Source organism: Marinomonas colpomeniae (assembly GCF_014803385.1).
In the GTDB taxonomy this organism is placed as follows: domain Bacteria; phylum Pseudomonadota; class Gammaproteobacteria; order Pseudomonadales; family Marinomonadaceae; genus Marinomonas; species Marinomonas colpomeniae.
Map to the genome: position 1 here is coordinate 492628 of NZ_JACYFC010000003.1, position 22135 is coordinate 514762.

Annotated in this window: 27 protein-coding genes and 1 riboswitch; of the genes, 18 read left to right on the forward strand and 9 right to left on the reverse strand. The window is 39.1% G+C overall.

From position 1 onward, the window contains the following. Positions 1-67: 67 nt before the first annotated feature. The 4 genes from lptB to IF202_RS11645 are packed head-to-tail and all read right to left on the reverse strand — an operon-like array spanning position 68 to position 2836. The gene (gene lptB, locus IF202_RS11630; RefSeq protein WP_191595064.1) at positions 68-793 is read right to left on the reverse strand and encodes an LPS export ABC transporter ATP-binding protein; all 726 of its coding nucleotides are present in this window, start codon (positions 791-793) and stop codon (positions 68-70) included. Beyond that, entirely contained in the window at positions 794-1300 is a 507-nt protein-coding gene (gene lptA, locus IF202_RS11635) for a lipopolysaccharide transport periplasmic protein LptA (protein WP_191595065.1), read from the reverse strand. Next, on the reverse strand, positions 1284-1829 hold the full coding sequence (gene lptC, locus IF202_RS11640; protein WP_328797222.1) for an LPS export ABC transporter periplasmic protein LptC: 546 nt from the start codon (positions 1827-1829) through the stop codon (positions 1284-1286). Before lptC ends, lptA begins: the two co-directional genes overlap by 17 nt. Positions 1830-1855: 26 nt before the next feature. Continuing rightward, a complete protein-coding gene (locus IF202_RS11645) occupies positions 1856-2836 on the reverse strand; it encodes a calcium/sodium antiporter (protein WP_235963466.1) in 981 nt (326 codons plus the stop codon). Between the two features lie 145 nt (positions 2837-2981). On the opposite strand from IF202_RS11645, the gene IF202_RS11650 reads away from it, so the two are divergent. The 9 genes from IF202_RS11650 (at position 2982) to IF202_RS11690 (ending at position 9909) form a co-directional block, all read left to right on the forward strand. Beyond that, the gene (locus tag IF202_RS11650; RefSeq protein WP_407943814.1) at positions 2982-3782 is read left to right on the forward strand and encodes an ABC transporter ATP-binding protein; all 801 of its coding nucleotides are present in this window, start codon (positions 2982-2984) and stop codon (positions 3780-3782) included. Further along, positions 3779-4561, forward strand: a complete 783-nt coding sequence (gene mlaE, locus IF202_RS11655; RefSeq protein ID WP_191595067.1) for a lipid asymmetry maintenance ABC transporter permease subunit MlaE — start codon at positions 3779-3781, stop codon at positions 4559-4561. The genes IF202_RS11650 and mlaE overlap by 4 nt, the downstream gene beginning before the upstream one ends. 1 nt (position 4562) lies before the next feature. Beyond that, positions 4563-5027, forward strand: a complete 465-nt coding sequence (gene mlaD / locus IF202_RS11660; protein WP_191595068.1) for an outer membrane lipid asymmetry maintenance protein MlaD — start codon at positions 4563-4565, stop codon at positions 5025-5027. A gap of 3 nt (positions 5028-5030) precedes the next feature. Continuing rightward, positions 5031-5663 (forward strand): MlaC/ttg2D family ABC transporter substrate-binding protein, encoded by a 633-nt coding sequence (locus tag IF202_RS11665; RefSeq protein ID WP_191595069.1) that lies wholly within the window; start codon positions 5031-5033, stop codon positions 5661-5663. 212 nt (positions 5664-5875) lie between these two features. Beyond that, entirely contained in the window at positions 5876-6112 is a 237-nt protein-coding gene (locus IF202_RS11670) for a BolA family protein (RefSeq protein WP_191595070.1), read from the forward strand. Positions 6113-6138: 26 nt separating this feature from the next. After that, the gene (gene murA, locus IF202_RS11675; RefSeq protein ID WP_191595071.1) at positions 6139-7401 is read left to right on the forward strand and encodes a UDP-N-acetylglucosamine 1-carboxyvinyltransferase; all 1263 of its coding nucleotides are present in this window, start codon (positions 6139-6141) and stop codon (positions 7399-7401) included. Position 7402: 1 nt separating this feature from the next. After that, on the forward strand, positions 7403-8047 hold the full coding sequence (hisG, locus tag IF202_RS11680) for an ATP phosphoribosyltransferase (protein ID WP_191595072.1): 645 nt from the start codon (positions 7403-7405) through the stop codon (positions 8045-8047). Next, complete coding sequence (hisD, locus tag IF202_RS11685; protein ID WP_191595073.1) at positions 8048-9358, forward strand: histidinol dehydrogenase; 1311 nt, start codon at positions 8048-8050, stop codon at positions 9356-9358. 2 nt (positions 9359-9360) lie between these two features. Beyond that, positions 9361-9909: an SRPBCC family protein gene (locus IF202_RS11690; protein ID WP_235963469.1), complete on the forward strand. Its 549-nt coding sequence runs from the start codon at positions 9361-9363 to the stop codon at positions 9907-9909. A 3-nt stretch (positions 9910-9912) separates the two neighbouring features. Here the strand turns inward: IF202_RS11690 and IF202_RS11695 are convergent, their stop codons facing one another. Next, positions 9913-10953: a S1C family serine protease gene (locus IF202_RS11695; protein ID WP_235963470.1), complete on the reverse strand. Its 1041-nt coding sequence runs from the start codon at positions 10951-10953 to the stop codon at positions 9913-9915. A 36-nt stretch (positions 10954-10989) separates the two neighbouring features. Here IF202_RS11695 and IF202_RS11700 point away from each other — a divergent pair, with 36 nt between their 5' ends. Then, the gene (locus IF202_RS11700) at positions 10990-11751 is read left to right on the forward strand and encodes a Nif3-like dinuclear metal center hexameric protein (protein WP_191595075.1); all 762 of its coding nucleotides are present in this window, start codon (positions 10990-10992) and stop codon (positions 11749-11751) included. Positions 11752-11820: 69 nt separating this feature from the next. Here IF202_RS11700 and IF202_RS11705 read toward each other — a convergent pair whose 3' ends face one another. Continuing rightward, the gene (locus IF202_RS11705) at positions 11821-12273 is read right to left on the reverse strand and encodes a DUF1043 domain-containing protein (RefSeq protein WP_191595076.1); all 453 of its coding nucleotides are present in this window, start codon (positions 12271-12273) and stop codon (positions 11821-11823) included. 129 nt (positions 12274-12402) lie between these two features. Here IF202_RS11705 and zapE point away from each other — a divergent pair, with 129 nt between their 5' ends. From zapE to IF202_RS11730, 5 genes are all read left to right on the forward strand, one after another. After that, positions 12403-13503 carry a cell division protein ZapE gene (zapE, locus tag IF202_RS11710; RefSeq protein WP_191595077.1) on the forward strand — a complete coding sequence of 367 codons (1101 nt, stop codon included), beginning with the start codon at positions 12403-12405 and terminating at the stop codon, positions 13501-13503. 153 nt (positions 13504-13656) lie between these two features. Beyond that, positions 13657-14085, forward strand: coding sequence for a 50S ribosomal protein L13 (gene rplM / locus IF202_RS11715; protein WP_191595078.1), 429 nt, complete (start codon positions 13657-13659; stop codon positions 14083-14085). A gap of 14 nt (positions 14086-14099) precedes the next feature. Continuing rightward, complete coding sequence (gene rpsI, locus IF202_RS11720; protein WP_191595079.1) at positions 14100-14492, forward strand: 30S ribosomal protein S9; 393 nt, start codon at positions 14100-14102, stop codon at positions 14490-14492. A gap of 407 nt (positions 14493-14899) precedes the next feature. Beyond that, positions 14900-15532: a glutathione S-transferase N-terminal domain-containing protein gene (locus IF202_RS11725; RefSeq protein ID WP_191595080.1), complete on the forward strand. Its 633-nt coding sequence runs from the start codon at positions 14900-14902 to the stop codon at positions 15530-15532. Positions 15533-15617: 85 nt separating this feature from the next. Further along, a complete protein-coding gene (locus IF202_RS11730; protein ID WP_191595081.1) occupies positions 15618-15998 on the forward strand; it encodes a ClpXP protease specificity-enhancing factor in 381 nt (126 codons plus the stop codon). A 93-nt stretch (positions 15999-16091) separates the two neighbouring features. Here the strand turns inward: IF202_RS11730 and IF202_RS11735 are convergent, their stop codons facing one another. From IF202_RS11735 to IF202_RS11745, 3 genes are read right to left on the reverse strand one after another with little or no spacing between them, the layout of a single operon-like run. Further along, positions 16092-16685, reverse strand: coding sequence for an SIS domain-containing protein (locus IF202_RS11735; protein WP_191595082.1), 594 nt, complete (start codon positions 16683-16685; stop codon positions 16092-16094). 5 nt (positions 16686-16690) lie between these two features. Continuing rightward, complete coding sequence (locus IF202_RS11740; protein WP_191595083.1) at positions 16691-17074, reverse strand: YraN family protein; 384 nt, start codon at positions 17072-17074, stop codon at positions 16691-16693. Continuing rightward, positions 17025-18812, reverse strand: a complete 1788-nt coding sequence (locus IF202_RS11745; RefSeq protein WP_235963472.1) for a penicillin-binding protein activator — start codon at positions 18810-18812, stop codon at positions 17025-17027. Before IF202_RS11745 ends, IF202_RS11740 begins: the two co-directional genes overlap by 50 nt. A gap of 102 nt (positions 18813-18914) precedes the next feature. Between IF202_RS11745 and rsmI the strand changes: the two genes are divergently transcribed. The 3 genes from rsmI to thiS all read left to right on the forward strand — a co-directional run bounded on the left by rsmI (position 18915) and on the right by thiS (position 22134). Further along, positions 18915-19775, forward strand: a complete 861-nt coding sequence (gene rsmI / locus IF202_RS11750) for a 16S rRNA (cytidine(1402)-2'-O)-methyltransferase (protein ID WP_206705468.1) — start codon at positions 18915-18917, stop codon at positions 19773-19775. A 142-nt stretch (positions 19776-19917) separates the two neighbouring features. After that, positions 19918-20022, forward strand: a riboswitch (TPP riboswitch). 445 nt (positions 20023-20467) lie between these two features. Beyond that, entirely contained in the window at positions 20468-21940 is a 1473-nt protein-coding gene (thiE, locus tag IF202_RS11755; RefSeq protein ID WP_191595086.1) for a thiamine phosphate synthase, read from the forward strand. Beyond that, on the forward strand, positions 21937-22134 hold the full coding sequence (gene thiS, locus IF202_RS11760) for a sulfur carrier protein ThiS (protein WP_191595087.1): 198 nt from the start codon (positions 21937-21939) through the stop codon (positions 22132-22134). The genes thiE and thiS overlap by 4 nt, the downstream gene beginning before the upstream one ends. Position 22135: the final 1 nt, after the last annotated feature.

Consider the following 22135-nt stretch of genomic DNA (forward strand, 5'->3'; position numbering starts at 1 on the left):
TCTTTTTATTTGAATGAATTGGAACGAGTTATGCATACTACTCCCTTTCTACAGCAATGATAAGAGGTTACAAGCGGAAGTCATCGCCTAAATAGACCTTTTTTACTTGTTCATTGTTGATGACGGTATCTGCATCGCCGGAGGCAATAATGTATCCGTTACCCACAATGTAAGCTTTATCACAAATATCTAATGTTTCTCTCACATTATGATCTGTGATAAGAACGCCAATTCCGCTTTCTTGTAAATGCTTAATAATTAGCTTTATGTCACCAACAGAAATTGGGTCAACGCCAGCAAAAGGTTCGTCTAAAAGAATGAATTTTGGATTCATGGCTAGCGCTCTTGCTATTTCAACCCGTCGCCTTTCGCCTCCAGATAAAGCCATCCCAAGATTTTTTCGGATATGAGTAACATTAAATTCTTCTAGTAAATCTTCTAGCCTCGATTTTTGCTGTGCTTTTGTGAGCTCTTTGCGTGTTTCTAAAATAGCTGAAATGTTGTCTTCAACAGACATTTTTCGAAAAATGGATGCTTCTTGAGGTAAGTAGCCTATGCCCTTTTGCGCGCGAGTATGCATTGCATTACTGGTTATATCTTGTCCATCAATGAATATTCCGCCAGCATCATTAGTAACCATGCCCACAATCATATAAAAACAAGTTGTTTTTCCTGCGCCATTAGGGCCAAGCAAACCAACAGCCTGTCCAGACTCAACAGAAATGGAGACATCTTTCACGACCTGTCGCTTTTTATAACTCTTAGCGAGATTTTTTGCTTCTAGTAAGGCCATTTATTTAGTTGCCTTATCAGCTTGTGGTTGCAGTGTCATAGATACTCGTCCTGTACCTGTTTTTTCTGCGCTAAACGTTCCATCGTTGATCATATAAGTAATGTGATCAGCAGAAATAGAGTTGTCCATGCGGCTTAAGTATCCGCTGCCTAGGATTTCGAGTTTTGATTCGCTAGTTGAGTAGTGAATGTCATTTCCTTTGCCGATAACAATATTATTGCTGTCTATTTTTTGGCTGAATTTTGCAGGTGTGCCACTGGCTTCTAAATTACTGAATTTTCTAGTGTTAATATCTGTGGATACTTTTAAGTATTGAGCTTGGATTTCAATAGAGCCTTGCTTTACGAATACGTTGCCTTTATAAATGGCTTCTCCAATATTCTGATCAAAAGACGCTTCATCCGCTTGGATTTCTAGCGGTTGATTTATGTCTTCAGGGAGCGCGTAAGTATAATGGCTAATTGATATTAAGGTGAGTAAAGCGCTTAAGTTAATGAATCGTTTCATAGTTTCCTCTTACAGATCCTGTCATTACAACTTCTTCTGAATTTATATAAGTGGTAATCTCATTAGCAAAGGTTTCTCCTTGAGTAGTGAGAAGTGTTGCATTTCCATAGCTTGTTAATGATTGATCCTTATCTAAATAATGTACATTATCTGCGCTCAGAATGAGGTCTTCAGATTGTAGGTACTTTTTAGTCGCGCGGGCGTTTTGAGTTAATAGGATATCATTACTTCCATCATGGATAACCCCTTTATCTGCTGTTGCGCTCCAGCTACCGGATTTTGACTTTCGTTTAACCTTAGGTGATTTTAATAATGTTCTGGAATCGGATATATAATGCAATGTTTGTTCTGCATTGAGTGTTTCCATCAATGAGCCCGTAATATCAAATTTGTTCACGTTTACCTTGGTTATAAAATAGTCTGGAGAGCTGTTTAATGAATTAGCTTCAACAAGATTTTTTTTAGGTGTTGCGCCATGCCAGAATAAGGCCACACTTAAAGTAAGTATGGCTACAATAACTAGTGGCACTTTGAGTGCTCTCACATATGTAAACATTAAACTGAACCGCTCGTGCTGACGATGAATAAATAAACGCCATAAGAGGTGAGTAATGGCAACCCGATCCATCTAGGGATGCTATTGTTTTTTGCTTTTTTGAATACATACACAGCAAGGGCTAAAGCAATAGTTAAACCTAAAACCCAAGGATAGTCTCGGCTTACAACATTTTCATTTATTAATCCCGGTGCAATTAATGCGGGTAGAGGGAGTACAGTCGCCAAATTGAATATGTTAGACCCTAAAATATTACCAATAGCAATATCATGATGACCCTTTCTTACGCTGCTTACTGAAGCGGCTAGCTCTGGTAAACTTGTTCCTATTGCAACAATGGTTAGACCAATAACAAGTTCACTAACGCCAAGAGCTGTTGCTATGCCAATAGCTCCCCATACAAGGAGTTTAGAACTTCCAATTAATACGGCCAATCCAATGGCGGCAATCACTAGCGATTTCATTACAGAAGAGCCGTTATCTTCTGGTAGCTCATCTTCGATTTCACTTGCTAGATCTTTGTTACCACTTAATAAAAGGCTTAATACAATGATAAAAGCAATAATTAAGATGATGCCGTCCCAAGCACTTAAATTTTGATCGTAAAGTAAGAAACCTGTTAATGCCGTTATAGCCAAAACAAGTGGTACTTCTTTTGTGGATAGTCCTTTCGCGATAGGTATCGATGAAAAAAGTAGTGTGATTCCGAAAACCAAGGCAATATTCGCAATATTGGAGCCAAGCACATTCCCTACCGCAATCTCAGGTGCGTTATCAAAAGCGGCAATAGCAGATACAACCATTTCTGGTGCTGACGTACCAAGTGCAACCAAGGTTATCCCTATAATCATTGGGCTAACGTTAAGTTTTTCTGCAACTAAAGCAGCGTTTTCTATGAATTTGTCAGAGCTAATGACCAAAAGAACAAGCCCTATGATTAAGGCGATGGAAAACAACAGCATGATATTTGGATTACTCAAAGAGATAGGGATTACTATTTAATGAGGTTTGAGGTTGAAATTCAAGACTTGATCTAAGAAACAAAGAGCATTTGGTTTTGCTTCGATTCTATTTCTCATAGGGTGGTGGTAGTATTCAGTGATATTTGATAGGGATAAAAAAGGTGTGTCAGTGGTAGATACTTATATAAAAGTTCAAAACCTTAGCTTTTTTAGAGGTGGGCGTATCATCTATGAAAATATTTCCCTCTCTATTCCTCGAGGAAAAATAACCGCTGTTATGGGGCCTAGTGGTACGGGTAAAACGACATTGCTGCGTTTGATCGCTGCACAGCTCGCTCCGGATCAGGGTACTATTCTTGTTGACGGGGAAAATGTACATGCCTTGTCTCGTTCTAATCTTTACAAAGTGCGAAAAAAAATGGGGATGCTTTTTCAAAGTGGTGCTCTGTTTAGTGATATGACGGTTGAGGAAAATGTCGCCTTTCCAATGGAAGAACATACAAGGTTAACTAAGGCTGAAATTCAACATGTTGTTCTTGAAAAGCTCCAAAGTGTTGGTTTAAGAGGTGCAGCAAAGTTAATGCCTGCAGAGTTATCTGGTGGGATGGCAAGACGTGTTGCTTTGGCTCGAGCCATTGCTCTAGATCCTGAGCTGGTTATGTATGATGAGCCATTTACAGGGCAAGACCCTATTTCAAAAGGGGTGCTGGTTAAATTAATTCGCCAACTTAATGATTCGGCAAATATTACTTCTGTTCTAGTTTCTCACGATGTGGAAGAGTCTCTTTCCATTGCTGATCATGTGTGTATTTTAGCGGGTGGAGGCGTTATTGCAGAAGGTTCTGCTGATGAGATACGTGCCTCTAAAGACCCTCAGGTGATTCAGTTCTTAAATGGTGAACCTGACGGCCCTGTTCCTTTTCATTATCCAGAAGAAGATTCTTCCAATAGGTTTGCATCATGAAAACAATTGCGCTTTTAGGTGGAGGTCTTCTAGATTGGTTGGAAGCGGTAGGTAGAGCTGGAATTTTCTTAATTCAAAGTATTGTCAGGGTGCCTGTTCGTTTTAGCGAGTCAATTAACTTGCTGGTAAAGCAACTTTACTCTGTTGGTGTTCTATCACTTGTTATTGTTATCGTTTCTGGTGCGTTTATTGGTATGGTGTTGGCGCTACAGGGTTATAGTATTCTTGCTAAATTTGGCTCTGAAGAAGCGGTAGGGCAGTTACTGGCGCTTTCTTTATTGCGAGAGCTTGCTCCAGTTGTGACTGCTCTTTTGTTTGCCGGTAGAGCGGGCTCCTCTTTAACTGCGGAGATTGGTTTGATGAAGGCCACTGAGCAACTGTCGAGTTTTGAAATGATGGGAGTGGATCCTTTACGACGTGTGATTGCTCCACGATTTATTGCCGGTGTTATTTGTTTGCCTTTATTGAGTTTGATTTTTTCTGCAACGGGTATTGTTGGAGGTTTGGTTGTTTCTGTTGGTTGGCTTGGTGTCAATGATGGCGCCTTCTGGTCATTGATGCAGCAGTCTGTATATTTCGATACGGATATTATTAACGGGTTTATCAAAGCGTTATGTTTTGCGGTCGTAGTGACTTGGATTGCCGTCTATCAGGGGTATGAATGCATACCCACTTCTGAAGGAATTGGTAAGGCAACCACACGTACTGTTGTGTTAGGTTCATTGGCTATTCTGGCGTTGGACTTTGTATTAACCGCCGCCATGTTTGGAGATTTTTAGAATGAGAAATAAACGTACTGAACTGTTTGTTGGGTGTTTTATTGTTTTAGGTGTTTTAGCTTTCGTATATTTGGCCGTTCAGGTAAGTGGCCTTGCTTTTGCGGGTAAGAAAGACACCTATCAAATAATGGCGCGTTTTGATGATATTGGTGGGCTTACTAGTCGAGCTAAAGTTACTATCGCTGGTGTGGCTGTTGGTAATGTAGAGTCAATTTCGTTCGATAAAGAGCTTTACATGGGGCTGGTTAAAATGAATATTAACTCTGATGTTGATAATATTCCGTCTGACAGTTCTGTTGCGATACTAACGAGTGGTTTGCTAGGTGAAAAATATTTAGGTATTTCAATTGGTGCTGAAGACGACATGCTAACAAACGGCAGTGAACTCTATGATACTCAATCTGCGCTTGTATTAGAAACTTTGATTAGTCAATTTCTGTTTAAATCTGATGATTCAGAGGAGTAAGGTGTGATTAAAAAATTATCAAGTTTTGTGTGCGTTGTTGCTGTTCTCTGGACCAGTCTTTCCTGGTCCGCAGGCGATAACTCTAATGTTGAAGGTGCTAGAGACGCCGTCGTCACTATGGTCGACGCTTTTCGTACTGATATTGTTGAAGATAAAGCTATATTGTCAAAAGATCCGCAGCTTTTGGAAGCTCGAGTGAATTCAATTTTAGATAAAGTGATTAATTTTGATGATTTTTCTAAGAAAGTCATGGGCAAGTATTACAGAAGAGCCTCTCCTGAACAGCGATTGGATTTTGCAAATGTAACGAAAAATACTTTGTTAAAAACCTACGGAGCATCTTTGCTTGAATTAGATGCTGAACGCATTAATATTTTACCTCTTGGACCTCAAGGAAACGGTAAAGAAACTAAGGTTAATGTGGATTTTCAGATGGAATCTGGAGGCCTGTTAAATATTATTTTTTACATGGCGCAGTCTGACAGTAATGACTGGATGCTAAGTAATATTGTTATTAATAATATTAATTTTGGTCTGACGTTCCGTAAACAGTTTGCCGTTATGATGCAGCAAAACAAAAATGATATCGAGTCTGCTATTGGTGCTTGGGAAGAATCTCTAGCTAAGAAAAGTTAATATCGTTAACATTATTTAATGAAACAGAAATCCGAGCTTATAACAGATAAGCTCGGATTTTTTTGTTTTTATTGGTAGGAAATTGTCAGTCTTGAATAAAATGTGAGAAAACATAGGTTTTTTCCACGCAGTTGGTCTTATGGGTGTTAAGTAGTTGGCTTTACTAAGGTAGAATAAAGGTAATAGAAAATATTTTACTTATTGGAGTCATTGTGAACGCAAGCGAAGTTAAAGCACTTTTAGAATCCTCTATCTCACATTGCGAAGTAATCGCAGAGGGCGAAGGCTGTAATTTTCAAATAGTTGTTGTTACAAATGAATTTGAAGGCCTGTCTACTGTTAAAAGACAGCAGCTAGTGTACTCACACCTTCAAGAAGCTATTGCTAGTGGTGCTATTCATGCTGTTACGATGAAGACCTACACTCAAGAACAAAAAAATACGCTATAAAAAGCGATTATAAGAGATTAATTAATATGGAAAAGCTTTTAATAACTGGTGGTACTCGTCTAAATGGTGTGGTTCGCGCTTCGGGTGCAAAAAATGCCGCATTGCCTATTCTAGCTGCTACTTTGCTGACAAAAGACTTGATCACAATTAAAAATTTACCTCACCTGCACGATATTACAACGATGCTCGAATTGCTTGGTTCTATGGGTTGCGGTGTTGTTGTCGATGAAAAAATGAGCGTTCAACTAGATGTTTCAACACTCAACAACTGTGAAGCACCTTATGACCTTGTTAAAACAATGCGTGCCTCTATTTTGGTTCTTGGCCCATTGGTTAGCCATTTTGGTAGAGCGGTTGTTTCTCTTCCTGGTGGTTGTGCTATCGGTAGTCGTCCTGTTGATTTACATCTTCGTGGTCTAGAAGCAATGGGTGCCACTATTGCTGTTGATAATGGAGACATTGTTGCGAGTGTTGATGGGCGACTGAAAGGCGCTCGTATCTTTTTTGATAAAGTCACTGTGACTGGAACAGAAAATCTACTAATGGCTGCGACATTAGCTGATGGCCAAACGATTTTGGAAAATGCTGCTCGTGAGCCTGAAGTGGTTGATTTGGCAGAATGTCTGATTGCAATGGGTGCAAAAATCACAGGTCATGGTACTGACACAATTATTATTGATGGTGTTGAGGCTCTACATGGTGCGACTTACCCTGTCATGCCTGACCGAATTGAGACAGGTACATTCTTGGTTGCTGCCGCTATTACAGGTGGTAAAGTTAAAGTAACAGACACCAATGTTAAGTCTCTGGAAGCTGTGTTGGCTAAGCTAGAAGAAGCTGGTGCAAAAGTGACTTGTGGAGAGGATTGGATAGAGGTTGATATGGAAGGGCGTCGACCAGAAGCTGTTAATATTAGCACGGCTCCTTATCCTGCTTTCCCAACTGATATGCAGGCGCAATTTGTCGCATTGAACTCTATTGCAAATGGTGTTGGACGAGTTATCGAGAATATATTTGAAAATCGCTTCATGCATGTGGATGAAATGCTTCGCATGGGTGCAGATATTGAAGTGACTGGAAATACTGCGATTGTCCGTGGTTGTAAAACATTAAAAGGCGCGCCAGTAATGGCGACCGATCTTCGTGCATCAGCAAGCTTGGTGCTTTCTGCCTTGGTTGCAGAGGGTGATACAAAGATAGATCGCATTTATCACATTGACCGTGGCTATGAATGTATTGAAGAAAAATTTGGTTCATTGGGCGCGAAAATTTCACGGGTTTTAAATTAAAATGACTAAAACATTGACGATTGCGCTATCGAAAGGGCGCATCCTTGGTGAAACTTTACCGCTTTTAGAAAAAGCGAATATTGTTCCAATTGAAGATATTAGTAAAAGCCGTAAGTTGATCTTTGATACTAACCATGAACACATTAAGTTGGTTATATTGCGAGCGACGGATGTTCCAACTTATGTTGAGCATGGCGTAGCAGATTTTGGTGTTGCTGGTAAGGATGTCCTAATGGAGGCATCTACTAAAAATCTTTATGAGTTACTAGACCTTAAAATTGCCAAGTGTCGTTTGATGACGGCAGGCGTGGTTGGTGCACCTTTGCCTACTCGCCGTTTAAAAGTAGCTTCTAAATTTTCTAAAACGGCGAAAGCATATTTTGCTGAGCAAGGTATTCAAGCTGACGTTATCAAACTATACGGAGCGATGGAATTAGCGCCTATTATGGGGTTGGCTGATTTGATTGTAGACATTGTTGATACTGGCAATACTTTGAAAGCAAACGGTCTTGAGGCGCGCGAACTTATTGCACCTATTAGTACTCGTTTAGTTGTTAATAAAGCGGCTTATAAGACTAAGTACTCTGAAATTGAACCAATTTTAGAAATGATAAAACGTGCTGTTGAAGATAACGAGGAAAAATAGTTGAACCTTAATATTCGAGAGTTTTCTTCTTGTTCTGATGGTTTTCGTAATGAACTAGACACGCTGCTTGCTTGGGACTCGGTTTCAGATGCAACGGTTCACACAACGGTTGCTGATATTGTTGAGCAAGTACGCTTAAAGGGTGATGATGCGGTTATTGAGTTTACAAACCGTTTTGATCGTCGAAAGGTGGCTTTATCATCAGAATTAGAAATATCTAAAGAAGAAATGGCGCTGGCAAAAGGACGGGTGAGCACTGATTTAGTCGTCAGTTTAGAGGCCGCTGCAAAACGCGTTTATGATTACCATGTACGTCAGAAACAACCTTCTTGGCAGTATCAAGAGGATGACGGTACTGTGCTTGGGCAAAAAGTAACACCTTTAGATAGAGTCGGTGTTTACGTGCCAGGTGGGAAAGCGGCTTATCCATCTTCTGTCTTGATGAATGTTATGCCAGCTAAAGTAGCAGGCGTTGGCGAAATCATTATGGTTGTACCTACTCCTGATGGTTTTGTAAATGACATCGTTCTTGCGGCTGCTTATATTGCTGGTGTAGATCGTGTATTTACTATAGGTGGCGCACAGGCTGTTGCTGCTTTAGCTTATGGTACAGAAACTATTCCTAAAGTTGATAAAATAGTTGGACCAGGCAATATTTATGTAGCAACGGCTAAGAAAATGGTATTTGGTGTTGTTGGTATTGATATGATTGCTGGCCCATCTGAGATTCTAGTTGTTTGTGATGGCAAAACAGATCCTGATTGGATCGCAATGGATTTGTTTTCGCAGGCAGAGCACGATGAAGATGCTCAATCTATTTTAATCTCTCCTGATTTGGCTTTCATTAAAGAAGTTAGGTTATCCATGGAGCGCTTAATTGAGACGCAAAGTCGTAAAAATATCATTAAGGCTTCTTTAGAAGGGCGCGGCGCTTTTATTCATGTCAAAGATATGGATGAGGCAATGGATATTGCTAATGTAGTTGCTGCAGAGCATCTTGAGTTGTCGATTGATGAGCCAGAAAAGTGGGCTGAAAAAATACGTCACGCTGGTGCTATTTTTATGGGTAGGCATACTCCAGAAGCACTAGGGGATTATTGTGCAGGACCAAATCATGTTTTACCTACATCAGGCACTGCAAGATTCTCATCTCCACTTGGAGTCTATGATTTTCAAAAACGTAGCTCGATGATTTACTGCTCTCCAGAAGGGGCAAGTGAATTGGCTAAAATCGCATCTCCTTTAGCGCGTGGCGAATCATTGGAAGCTCATGCTATGTCGGCAGAATATCGTATATTAAAGGGCTCTTGATTTTGAGTGATACCTCACACCCAGCGGCTCTTTATCACTTAAGAAAAGTGACGCGAATTTCAGCATTAATTATTATATTGTTAGTGGTTGTTGGTTTTTTTCTACCAACAGATTACCGTGTTGAAAGGCGTATTGTAATTAATGCACCTAGCCATGTAGTTTATGATGATATGTTTAAAGCGGAGTACTTGTCTAAATGGATGTTTATACAGGGTGGTCAAGTAGATGTATTTGATGGTGCGCTTAAAGAGGGCGATTTGGTTGGGTTGTCTTATAGTGAGACACCTGATGTGGGTGAATTAATCTTAATTAAGTTGTCTGATCGTCTAATACGTTTTGATGTTCGTCCAAAATTGAAAAACAATCTTGTTCATAATGAAATAGTGCTGCAACCGAATGGTAATAGCACTTTTGTAAAGTGGACTATTAAAGGCAATCTTAGCGCTGGATTATTGGGGCCTTATCTTGCTTTTTTTGCTAATGATATTGCAGGTGAAAATTTTGAAATTAGCCTACGGAATTTAAAAGAGCAGATTGAAGATCAAAAATGATTTTTAATATTGGTTTGCAGCACGACGCATAGTAGGTTGCTTTTCTAACAATATGTTTGCTTGGTATGACTGCTGACCACGAATACCAAAAATAGATATACTCGTACCAGGTTTTAAAGAAGTGATAAGGTGTTTGACTTGAAAAGGGTCTTCACTGGGGTTGTTGTTTACTTTTAATATAATGTCACCAACTTCTATCCCTGCTTTTTCTGCTGGACTTTGTTTGGTTACGTCGTTAACAATTAATCCATGATTTACTGATAAAGATAGGTTTTTGGCTAATGACGGCGTCACCTTTTGAGCTTCCATTCCTAAATATCCGCGAACAACCTCTCCATGTTTTATAATGTCTTTCATGACTTTAATTGCATCATCTACAGGTGTAGCAAACCCTATTCCTTGTGAGCCTCCTGTACTTGAATAAATGGCGGAGCTAATGCCGATTAATTCACCTTTCAAATTGACTAGCGCACCACCTGAATTACCTGGATTTATTGCTGCATCTGTTTGTAGGAAGTTTTCATAAGTGTTCAGCCCAATGCTGTTTCTTCCTTTTGCACTGATAATACCTGCTGTTACTGTTTGACCTATTCCAAAAGGGTTGCCAATGGCAAGTATGCGGTCGCCAATAGATACCTCACTGCTTTTTCCGATTTGAATGCTGGGCAGATTTAGTAGGTCTATTTTTAAAATGGCTAAGTCGGTTGAAGGATCAGACCCTATGATTTTTGCGTTGACACGCCTGTTATCATTTAGAGCAACCACAATGCTTTCCGCATTCTGTATGACGTGGTGATTGGTTAAGATAAAGCCATTCGTAGTTGCGATGACACCTGAGCCTAAATTAAGATCGTGTGATACTTTATCAGGTTCTATAGTAGTTTTATTTTGAAGGATTTGACTGTAAATATTAACCACAGAAGGAGTGGCTATCTCTACTGATTTTGAATAACTAAAATCCGAGGTTTTTTTCTTCTCTTGTATGAGTAATGTTGTTAGTCCTATACAAGTACCTGCGAGAATAGAGATAATGATAGGTGTCAAGTAGGTCTTTTGATTCATAAAATATAAGAGGTTATTTTGTTACGTAGTGAATTTGAATTAATACTCAACCAAACATTGAGCCCAAGTCGTTTTAAAGATTATGCGCCCAATGGTTTGCAGGTGGAAGGAAAAAAAGAAATTAACCGTGTCGTGACGGGGGTGACTGCAAACCAGGCGCTGATTGATGCGGCTATAGAATATAAAGCGGATGCCATTTTTGTTCATCATGGTTATTTTTGGAAAAACGAATCCCCTCAAATTATTGGTATGAAATATCGACGTATTTCATCTTTGATTAAAAATGATATTAATTTATATGGTTATCACTTACCTCTGGATGCTCATCCTACACTCGGGAACAATGCTGGGTTAGCTGATGCAATAGGTCTTGTGAATAGATCTGGCTTACAAATAGGTGTTGTGGTTGAGGAGTCTATTGGTATTGTTGGCGAATTAAAGGAAGCGCTATCAGCGAATGATTTTCAAGCGCTTATTGAACAGGTTGTAGGTCGGGATATTCTGTTTGAGCGAGTAAATGAAAATAAAATTTTTCGAGTGGCTCTTTGTACGGGTGGTGCGCAAGGTTATATAGAGCAGGCGCTAGCTGTTAATGCTGATGTATTTATTACTGGAGAGGTTTCTGAGCAAACCATCCATATAGCGAGAGAGATGGGTATTCATTTTGTTGCAGCAGGCCATCATGCTACTGAGCGCTTTGGGGTTAAGTCCATTGCTAAGTTTTTGACGGAAGAGTATGGCTTAGATGCTGCCTTTATAGATATTGATAACCCTGCCTAATAAGAAATTAAACCAGCATAAAAAAACGGGCGTTATCAATGCCCGTTTTTTTATGCTGGTTTAATTTTGTTAAATCGAACGTTTAGGTTCTATGTCAGAATCTTTTTCTGTTAAACCAAATGACTCGCTCAACATACCTGGTTCTTTATCTGTTTTTAGGGCGTAGTCTTTTGGTGGTGCGGCAACATCAAGTGGCTCTGGTGTGTCTGTTTTACTTGTTTTATTGTCTTCTATTACCACGTTGCTTAATTGCTTAGCGTTATTTGAAAGCGTTGTTCTTAAATTGGCTAGGCGTTTCTCGACTGATGTTAATTGTTCATTACTGTCTGAGATAAAATTATCAATAATGACTTGTTTGTTATCCAGCTCCTGCTGCAAATATTTTATAGAAACCAGCTCGGAGTTTGATTTTGGTGTTTGTTTCGTTTTCTTTGCGATGAGGTTTTTAAACGCTAAAGTAAGAAGGCAGCCACTGATGATGCCTGTAATAAATATAATAATATTGAATTCTTCTAAGTTCATGTCTCTCTCCAAAAAGCAGTTAACACATTATAGCCGAAACCTTGCTTTAGATAATAGCTTGATAGGTGTTGTTTGAGTCGCAATTTGTTAGAATAGTGATAATTTATTTATTCGAACTAAAGAGTAACAATGACACCAATTACGCGTTATAAGCAAGATTTAACAAGAGACGACTTTAATTATGACCCTGCCCAAGAAGAGGCTGTTGAGGCGCTTCAAGATTTGTTTGATCGTTTAGTTGCAAATCAATCAGATCAGGCCTCTAGTGGTTTTTTAAACAAGTTTCGTAAAAAGAAGTCTCCTACAGTAGAGCAGGGTTTGTATTTTTGGGGGGGAGTAGGTCGAGGTAAAACTTATTTAATGGATACTTTTTTCGATTGCTTGCCAACCGATAAAAAAATGCGCCTTCATTTTCACCGTTTTATGCAGATGGTGCATCAGGAGTTGCGTAAATTACATGATGTTAAAAACCCTCTTGAAATCGTTGGCAGAGAAATTTCATCTAAAGCCCAAGTCTTGTGCTTTGATGAGTTTTTTGTAACTGATATTACGGATGCCATGATACTGGCGGGCCTACTGGAAGTGTTGTTTGAAAATGGCACAACATTAGTCGCTACATCAAATATTGAGCCAGATGGCTTGTATAAAAACGGTCTGCAGCGCGCGCGCTTTTTACCTGCTATAGACTTGGTCAACAAGCATACGAAGGTAATGAATGTAGATGGTGGCGTTGATTATCGATTGAGAACGTTGAAGCAAGCTAAGCTGTACCATTACCCATTAAGTGAAACCGCATCGGATGCATTGGATGAGCGGTTTATGAGTCTTATTTCCGATGCTTCACACATCGAAGAGGGAGGTTCTGTAGAGATTGAAGGACGAGAAATTCCACTTATTCGTAGCTGTGAAGGGCTTGCTTGGTTTGATATGAAAGCCTTGTGTGATGGTCCAAGGAGTCAAATTGACTACATTGAGATTGCTCGTCTTTATTCGACAATTATTATTTCTAATTTGCCGCAAATGGATGCGCCTCGAGATGATTTGGCGAGACGTTTTATTAACTTGGTTGATGAGTTTTATGATCGTCAAGTTAAGGTAATTATTTCTGCTGAAGTCGCTATTCCTGATATCTATACAGGGACACGATTGTCTTTTGAATATGATCGTACAGTTAGTCGATTATTGGAAATGCAATCTGAAGAATATTTGTCGTTAGAGCATCGACCATAAGTATATTTTGACTTTCTTCTTTTGACTTGTTGTTGTATACTGCGCTCGCCTTTTTAAAGGTAAGTTTACGTTTATCGAATATTTTGATGTCCGATAAACCAATAATAATAGGTATAGCGTGCCATTGAGCACGTGTATTGAAAGGGTTTTTTGATGAAAACTTTTACAGCTAAACCTGCTGAAGTGCGCCGCGACTGGTTCGTGGTTGATGCTGAAGGCAAAACTCTAGGCCGCTTGGCTACTGAAATTGCTCGCCGTTTACGTGGCAAGCATAAAGCCGAATATACTCCGCACGTTGATACTGGCGATTACATCGTTGTTGTTAATGCAGAAAAAGTTCGTGTTACTGGTAACAAAGCTGCTGCGAAACAATACTACCGCCACACTGGTTATCCAGGCGGCTTGCGCTCTATGAATTTTGAGACGCTGATTGCTCACGCTCCTGAGCGTGTTCTTGAACTCGCCGTTAAAGGTATGTTGCCAAAAGGTCCTTTGGGCCGTGCAATGCACAAGAAAATGAAAGTGTACGCTGGTACTGAGCATCCACATTCAGCTCAACAGCCTCAAGAACTTAACATTTAATACGGAAGAACATTATGTCAGCTACTCAATACTACGGTACAGGTCGTCGTAAATCGTCTACCGCTCGTGTTTTCCTTAAAGCCGGTTCTGGTAATCTTGTTATCAACAACCGTACTATTTCTCAATACTTTGGTCGTGAAACGGCTCAAATGATTGTTCGTCAGCCACTAGAGCTAGTTGACGCTACTGAGAAATTTGACGTTTACATCACTGTTAAAGGTGGTGGTATCTCTGGTCAAGCTGGTGCGATCCGTCACGGTATCACACGTGCTTTACTGCAATATGATGAGACGCTACGTCGTACTCTTCGTGCTGCAGGTTTCGTTACTCGAGATTCTCGTGAAGTTGAACGTAAGAAAGTTGGTCTACGCAAAGCACGTCGTCGTCCTCAGTTCTCTAAACGTTAATATTTGTTTTAGAGCTACTTTTAAAACGCTTGGTGTATTCGCCAAGCGTTTTTTTTGCTTGAAATAAAGTTTGTTGTTTTATTCATCTAAACAAAATGGTTTTTGTAAGAAAAAACATTTGAAAATGATGTTAGAATAAGCACTCTTGGAATTCATGGGCTTCTAAGAGACATTATGAATTTACTGCGTTTAACTTGAGCTATATTGTCATTAGTTTAGTGACCTAAATAAGGCTCAGTGAAAGGTTAATGCCTTGTTGATAAGAAGGTATGTGGTAATGCTTCATTGTTCCATGAAAAATTTTACTGCTGACGTGATGGTAGTGTATTTTGCAATCACGTTGCCATATTATAAATTGTCCTCTTATTTAATAGAGGATGTGGATGTTTTCAATATAGGGGTTAGACATGGGTGTTATTGCAAAGCGCTCCTCAATGACGTTCTTCTCTGATGGAGAAGATCATTACAGCCATAGAGTTCGTATTGTATTGGCTGAAAAAGCCGTCACAGTGGACATCATAGATGTAGACCCGTTTAACAAGCCAGAAGAATTGGCTGATGTTAATCCATACAATGAATTGCCGGCATTGGTAGATCGTGATTTGGTTCTTTATGAGCCAAATGTCATGATGGAATATTTGGATGAGCGTTTCCCGCATCCACCATTGTTGCCAGTGTATCCTGTAGCACGCGCAGAAAGTCGTTTGTTTATGTACCGTATTCAACGTGACTGGGCGAAATTGGCAGACTTGATTCTTTCTAGTAAAGATAAAGACGCAATAGCACAGGCGCAAAAAGAATTGCGTGAAGGTCTAATCAGCGTTTCTCCTATTTTTGAAGAGAAGCCTTACTTCATGAGTGATGATTTCACGATTGTTGATTGCTGTTTGGCTCCAGTTTTATGGCGTTTGCCGATCTTGGGTGTAGAAATACCTAAAGATCAAGCAAGAGCATTACATAAATACATGGATCTTGTTTTTGCTCGTGAGTCTTTCCAAGAGAGTCTTTCAGAAGCAGAACAGGAAATGCGTTTAGACTAATTTAAAAACTTCTTTGGTTGTAGATTAGTGGCAAAAGAGGAGCTTATGGCTCCTTTTTTTTACGATACATTAAGTAAGGAATAACATGTTACCAAAGCGATCTTATTTATTGAATGCAGCTTATGAGTGGGTTGCTGATAATGATATGACACCTTACCTTTTAGTGGATGCAGAGCAAAAAGACGTAATAATCCCCACAGAATTTGTTAAAGATGGGCAGATTGTTTTAAACGTTAGTATGTCGGCTGTACGTCATTTGATTATGGATAAAGATGCTGTGTCTTTTGAAGCTCGATTTAGCGGTAAGCCTATGCAGGTCTATGTACCTATTCGTGCAGCACTTGCGCTATACGCTAAAGAAAATGGAGACGGTTTTGTGTTTCCTGATGAAGAGTTTTCAGACGAGCCTCCTGCACCAACGACACCCGCTCCTAAAAAAGGCTTTCAATTGAAAGTAGTTAAATAAATTCTACTTTGTTTGTTGTTATTTCTGAATACATATAAATAAAAAGAGCCTATGGCTCTTTTTTTTATGTTTTATAAAGGGTTTTGTAGGCTGTTAATCTTCATAACCAAACAACTGACGTTCAAGTAAATCAACCAAGGTATGAATGACTGTCAATTGACATTCATGAACTCTAGCGGTGCCAAGAAGGTTAATTTTTATTTCTGTGTCATCTTGAGAGGTAAGGGATGATACATTTTTTGCTTCTGGGCTAGTTAGTGCAACAATGTTCATTTTGCGTTCGTGGCCAGCCTGTATAGCTTGTATTATGGGAGAGGTATTACCGCGATTGGCTATAACGAAGAGTATGTCACCTGGACTGCCTAGTGCTGTAATTTGTTTTGAAAAAACATCATGTAAGCTGTCATTATGAGTAATTGCGAGTAAAGCTGCGCCATCTCCACTTAAATTAATGGCTGGAAGGCCTGGACGTTCTCGATCCATTCTGTCTAGCATCAAGGTACTAAAATATTGGGATAGGTGTGAACCAGTGCTGTTGCCTATACAAATGACTTTCCCTCCAGATGCAATACTTGCAAACATCACCTTGGCGGCGTGCTCTATGTAAGGAGGTAAACTTTCCAGTGCTTGTTGCTGTGCTTCAAAGCTCTGGGCAAATTGTGTGTAGATAGCTTCTTGAAAATCCATAGTGATTAAAATACTGCTTTAAGCCAAGTTAAATGATGAGTGTCAATTTTTTGATCAAACAGGATTGCGTCAAAACGACTTGCGCAATTCAGTTTATTGTTTTTTTGTAGCCATAATTCGGCACTTTTCCGTACTTTTATCAACTTGGACTTACCAAGACTTTCTGCCGCGCTTCCGTGATTGGCGTTAGATCGAAAGCGTACTTCTATAAAAACATACGTATTTTTATCTGAAAAAATCAAATCAATTTCGCCCATACGACAAAAGAAATTTCTTTCAATAAAGCGCAAGCCTTTTGAAAGTAAAAATTTTTCCGCTTCCTGCTCTGCCTGTTCACCGCTATTTTTCGGTGCTTTCCTCGTTTTCAAAAAACTGTTCAATATTCGCATATACCAAATTTCCTTTTCGGTAAGTCATAATCTCAGGTCTTTTATGAAATATGCCATTATCATCTATAGTAATAATGCCTGTATTTGCAGAAACTTTTGTACTAGGGAGTAAAATGAAGAGTTGATACTTGTTAGCGAGCAAATATGAGTCTGCTCCTAAGGCTTGTAGTCGTCGTAAAATGTTCGAATTTTGATTTTTGTCGAGCCCAACTAGCATCTTATTATTTGGAGTTAGTGCAGGTGCTTCAGTGAAAAGAATACGCTCTATGTCGCTTGGGTTGGTCGATTTTTCTGGTGCACTGTCATTTAGGGTGCTGCTGGCTAACATCGGAATTTTATCGGCAAAATAAAAGTCGAGTAGCGGTCGTATTTGTTTTGCATCATTCAGTTTGCCGACATAATAAACATAGTCTAGGTCTTCACGTGATCTAGCAATACTGTCTACCTTCGTTCTGCTCCACTGTTCAACAAGCTTCTTACGAGCATGGCTTTCATCAATCAAAAGTAATTTTTGTATCGCATCTTGTCTACCTTTTGGAGTATTTGAATAGGCTTGATTAGATGTAATGGTGATATTTTCTTTTATTGCTGCATCGCGAAATTCATCGCTTTGCTTTAATGCCCAAGTGTCTTGAGTGCTTAGGATTGCGGCTTTGGTTGCGCCGTTTTGCTTGGCAAAGGTAATTAATTCGTGAATTTCATCCTCAGCATTTAAGGAAAAATGATAAAGCTGATTAGAGTGTCGATTGATATCGAGCTGATTTAGAGCAATGACAGGGTAAGGTAAACTAAGACGGCTGATTTGAGCGACATTGTTTTTTTGTAAAGGCCCAATAATAACGTCTGGTTGTTTTTCGTTAGCGACTGCAAGTGCATCGGCAATACTTGCGTAATCATTTACGTTAACTATGAATACTTGTGGCCTACCTTCTTTCTGATTGTAAAATGACGCAAAGAAGCCATCGATAATAGCCTGAGAGGCGCGTTCTAAGTTACCTCCCATTGGAAGCATCAGGACAATGCGTTCTGGTGCCATTGCTTTAATAGAAGACATTATCTGGAAATCTTCAGGAGGCCATAGGGCTGCTGGGTGATTAGGGTTTTCTAATCTCCATTGTTCAAATGTTTTAAGTTGTTGGTCTATCGACAGAGTTTGATTTCTTAGTGTTTCACTAATGGTTAACCAGCCATGTAATAATGCGTTTTCTTGTTGATAAAACTCATCTATCTCATTTTGTGTCAGATTTTGAATGGCTCTCCAAAGTTTTCCTTGGTTTTCTTCGCCTTCATTGAAAGGTAAATTATAAGATAAATCCATGCGAGTGCTTACCACTGCGCGCCAATTGCCAAAATGCTCAAGAATAGAGGCTCTAATTTCTTTTATCTTATTTTGATTATCAGGATGGCGAGCAACTGAAAGTAATTCAGCTTCTTTTAAATAATCGAATGATTTAATTGAGTCTTCTAATTTTGATGCAGCTAAAGCCGCAAGTAGATACGCTTCAAACTGTATTGGTGATGGTGTTACTAAAACGTCTTTGTCTAATTTTTCAATAGCTTGTTCGTAGTTAGCTTGCTGGTAAAGTGATTTCGCCAATTCATAAGCTGTGCTCAATTCTGCAGAAATCTTAGACGACTTTTGAGGGTGGTAGATACTTGTGGGTAAGGTGTTTTCTTGTGAGGTGCCGTTACCAGCAGCTTGAGAGCTGTTTTGTTGTTGTTCCACATTTAAATTCATGGAATTACAAGCACTCAGAAGAAAAGCGCAAAGAGTTAATGATATGATGCGGTAATTAATTAGGCTCATAAGCTTATATAGATGACAAATAAAAGAGGTAATATGGTACCACATAGTTCTGATGATGTGAGAGGGTCGCTATACATAGTTGCGACGCCGATAGGTAATCTAGACGACTTTAGTAGAAGAGCGGAGCAGATTTTACGAGATGTCGATTATATCGCCGCTGAAGATACGCGACACAGTCGTCGTTTATTAAATCACTTCGGTATAGAAGCCAAACTATTTTCAATTCACGATCACAATGAAAAAGACAAAGCGGACTATGTGGCCAGCTTATTAGATGAAGGCAAAAGTGTTGCTCTAGTGTCTGATGCTGGCACCCCGTTAATCTCTGATCCTGGTTATCACGTTGTTCATGCTTTGCGCAGTAAAGGGCACAAAGTTGTACCCATTCCAGGTGCTTGTGCTGTGATTTCTGCTTTGTGTGCGTCTGGGCTTCCAACAGATCAATTTTTCTTTGCAGGCTTTGTTCCTGCTAAGTCTAAAGCGCGTTGTGACTTGTTTGAGTCTTGGAAGGCCCAAGCTGGTACTGTGGTTTTTTATGAATCAACTCACCGAGTGTATGACTCTATTGCAGATGTATTAAAGGTCTATGGTGATGATGCTCAATTAGTGTTGGCTAGAGAAGTAACTAAGACATTTGAGACTTTCTTATCAGGTACTGCTGCCGAAATTTTGGCGATGTTTGATGCCGATTCTAATCAGTTACGTGGCGAATTTGTTGTAATGCTTAGCTTCACGAAAGAAAGTGGGGACGAAGCTGAATTAGAGGCGAAACGTATTTTAGGTATTCTTCTTGAAGATCTTCCTGTGAAGCAAGCCGCAGCAATGGCAGCAAAGTTAACCGGTGAAAAGAAAAATTATCTTTATAAAATTGCCTTAGAAATGAATAATGCATAATGATGGCGTAAATTTATCGTTTGAATAGCAATATAATAAGTTAGTGCAATAAAGCAGGTACTGGTGATAAGTAGAAATGTAGTTTTGTAGCAACAGATTCTAAAACTGTGTTTACAAGGCGACTAGGGTGAGTATACTCACTTACTACTTGTCGGAGTGCCATTTGGCTGAGATCGCATAATTAAATGCGGGATCCGCAGAACCTGATCGGGCTTATACCCGCGTAGGAAACAAGAAAGTCTCAATTTTTCTTTTCTGCATCGAATGAACTTCTGTCTTTTTAAAACAAGAGATTTGATGCTGTCTTTGTTGTATCGGTTAACCTCTTTTTTTTCTATTCAGAATTCATATTTTACTTCCAGCGCTATATAGCGTGCTTGTCAGTAAAATAGCACCTTAGACAAGCAATTTTCTATGTTTAAAGGAAACTGCTTATGTCGATAATTTATAATGAAAAAAAACAACTTAAAAAAAATAGAATATTAAAAGAAAGGGCTAATTTAATTACCACTTTCTTTATTCGATTTTTCCACACTATATTCCTTCCTAGCGTTGAGTCGAACTCAAGCATCAACTCTTATTGCTTCTTTAGTTTTCCTCTTATCAATTGTATCAACCGGTTTAATCGATTTTGTAGATTGAAAAATTGTGTCCATCACTCGATAGTTAAACTTACTTAAGGAAGAGAAGTTATGTCTAAAAAGCTTCCATTGATTTTGAATGTTTGTGATCCCGGTTTAACAAGTAATTCGAAAAATCAAACGAAGAATCAGATTTTTCATAATTTAAGTAGCCATGCTAAAACAGTCTCTACTGATATGTTTAATACACAATGGCATGCATTGTTAGGCAATTATTGTCCTGATGTTGTTTATTTTAGTGTTCTACCATCATCTAAGGTAAATATTGAAAGTCTGAAAGAAATGAAAAATCACTATCCAAATTTACTAGTGGTATTTACTTTTACCTTTTCAGATGAGACAGAGGCTAATATATTTTCTGAAAACATCTTACCTTATATCGATATTGTGACATCGAATATGATAGATATTAACGCCCTAGTGGGGGCCTCTGTAGACTCAAAAATAACAGAACTCCATTTACTCCTTAAAATGAAACATTCTTCACTAAGCTGTCATTGGTTAATTCAAGACGGTGATTTTAGTGTTGATACATGGACAAATTGGTTGTTAGATCAAGACTCAATTGTTGGTTTTCATTCTACTTATTTATTTTCAGATCAGCGTAAAAAGACAGGAATTCAGAGTGAAACTTCCGATGGCCTATATTCCTCTTTTACGTGTTTTCTCGCTCATGGCTACGATGTATTAGATGCCACAACGATGGCAAAAGCGTATACAAAAAGTGCAGCGTTAGTAGGTTGTCCTGGTTGGCCATTACAGATTGAAAACCTGCCATTAATTACCTCATGCATAAATGGTGATTATAGTAAAAAAATACAGATGCTAGACTCTTTGAAAGAAACCGGACAACAAAAAACAGATCAATCATTTGCAAAAATGGATCTTGATAAAATGGGGCTTTACCCAGTTGTAGACACCATTGATTGGCTAGATTTGATACTAAAGCAAGGCGTTAAAATAGCTCAACTTCGCATTAAAAACCCAGAAGATCCGTATCTAGAAAATAAAATTCAAAAAGCTATCGCTCTAGGTGAAAAACACAATGCCCAAGTGTTTATTAATGATTACTGGCAACAAGCCATTCTATTTGGCGCTTATGGAGTTCATCTCGGGCAGGGAGATTTAGACATTGCCGATTTATCTAAAATTCAACAGGCAGGGTTACGTCTTGGTATCAGTACGCATGGGTATTATGAAATTGCTCGCGCGCAGAATATACAACCCAGTTATATTGCTCTTGGACATATATTCCCGACACAAACTAAAGACATGCCTTCTCAACCTCAGGGGTTAAATAGACTCAATCATTATGCTCGTTTGCTTAAAGGCAAAGTACCAACTGTCGCTATTGGTGGTATTAGTATTGAACGCTTTACCGATGTTGCAAAAACAGGGGTGGACAGTGTGGCTGTGGTGTCTGCAATTACTAAAGCGGATAACCCTGAAGAGGTTACAACGCTGCTTTTATCGAAGTTTAATCTTGTTAAAGCTGAACAGACTAAAAAGAGTGTGAGTATATGAATATCATTTTAAACGATGTGCCTTATGAGTTCTCTGGTAATACGTTAAAGGATTTATTGTCTGCTTTGAAAAAAGAAGAGCAGGGTATTGCGATCGCGATTGAACAGCAAGTAATACCAAAGAGTCAATGGCAAAGTACTCAACTAATTGAACGTAGTCAGGTCTTCATTTTTGAATCTATAGCTGGAGGTTAAC

What these genes read in the sequence shown, in the direction of transcription:
- lptB (WP_191595064.1), bottom strand. Translation starts at nt 793, where the DNA reads ATGGCCTTACTAGAAGCAAAAAATCTCGCTAAGAGTTATAAAAAGCGA.
- lptA (WP_191595065.1), bottom strand. Translation starts at nt 1,300, where the DNA reads ATGAAACGATTCATTAACTTAAGCGCTTTACTCACCTTAATATCAATT.
- mlaE (WP_191595067.1), top strand. Translation starts at nt 3,779, where the DNA reads ATGAAAACAATTGCGCTTTTAGGTGGAGGTCTTCTAGATTGGTTGGAA.
- mlaD (WP_191595068.1), top strand. Translation starts at nt 4,563, where the DNA reads ATGAGAAATAAACGTACTGAACTGTTTGTTGGGTGTTTTATTGTTTTA.
- murA (WP_191595071.1), top strand. Translation starts at nt 6,139, where the DNA reads ATGGAAAAGCTTTTAATAACTGGTGGTACTCGTCTAAATGGTGTGGTT.
- hisG (WP_191595072.1), top strand. Translation starts at nt 7,403, where the DNA reads ATGACTAAAACATTGACGATTGCGCTATCGAAAGGGCGCATCCTTGGT.
- IF202_RS11705 (WP_191595076.1), bottom strand. Translation starts at nt 12,273, where the DNA reads ATGAACTTAGAAGAATTCAATATTATTATATTTATTACAGGCATCATC.
- zapE (WP_191595077.1), top strand. Translation starts at nt 12,403, where the DNA reads ATGACACCAATTACGCGTTATAAGCAAGATTTAACAAGAGACGACTTT.
- rplM (WP_191595078.1), top strand. Translation starts at nt 13,657, where the DNA reads ATGAAAACTTTTACAGCTAAACCTGCTGAAGTGCGCCGCGACTGGTTC.
- rpsI (WP_191595079.1), top strand. Translation starts at nt 14,100, where the DNA reads ATGTCAGCTACTCAATACTACGGTACAGGTCGTCGTAAATCGTCTACC.
- IF202_RS11725 (WP_191595080.1), top strand. Translation starts at nt 14,900, where the DNA reads ATGGGTGTTATTGCAAAGCGCTCCTCAATGACGTTCTTCTCTGATGGA.
- IF202_RS11730 (WP_191595081.1), top strand. Translation starts at nt 15,618, where the DNA reads ATGTTACCAAAGCGATCTTATTTATTGAATGCAGCTTATGAGTGGGTT.
- IF202_RS11735 (WP_191595082.1), bottom strand. Translation starts at nt 16,685, where the DNA reads ATGGATTTTCAAGAAGCTATCTACACACAATTTGCCCAGAGCTTTGAA.
- IF202_RS11740 (WP_191595083.1), bottom strand. Translation starts at nt 17,074, where the DNA reads ATGCGAATATTGAACAGTTTTTTGAAAACGAGGAAAGCACCGAAAAAT.
- IF202_RS11745 (WP_235963472.1), bottom strand. Translation starts at nt 18,812, where the DNA reads ATGAATTTAAATGTGGAACAACAACAAAACAGCTCTCAAGCTGCTGGT.
- rsmI (WP_206705468.1), top strand. Translation starts at nt 18,915, where the DNA reads ATGGTACCACATAGTTCTGATGATGTGAGAGGGTCGCTATACATAGTT.
- thiE (WP_191595086.1), top strand. Translation starts at nt 20,468, where the DNA reads ATGTCTAAAAAGCTTCCATTGATTTTGAATGTTTGTGATCCCGGTTTA.
- thiS (WP_191595087.1), top strand. Translation starts at nt 21,937, where the DNA reads ATGAATATCATTTTAAACGATGTGCCTTATGAGTTCTCTGGTAATACG.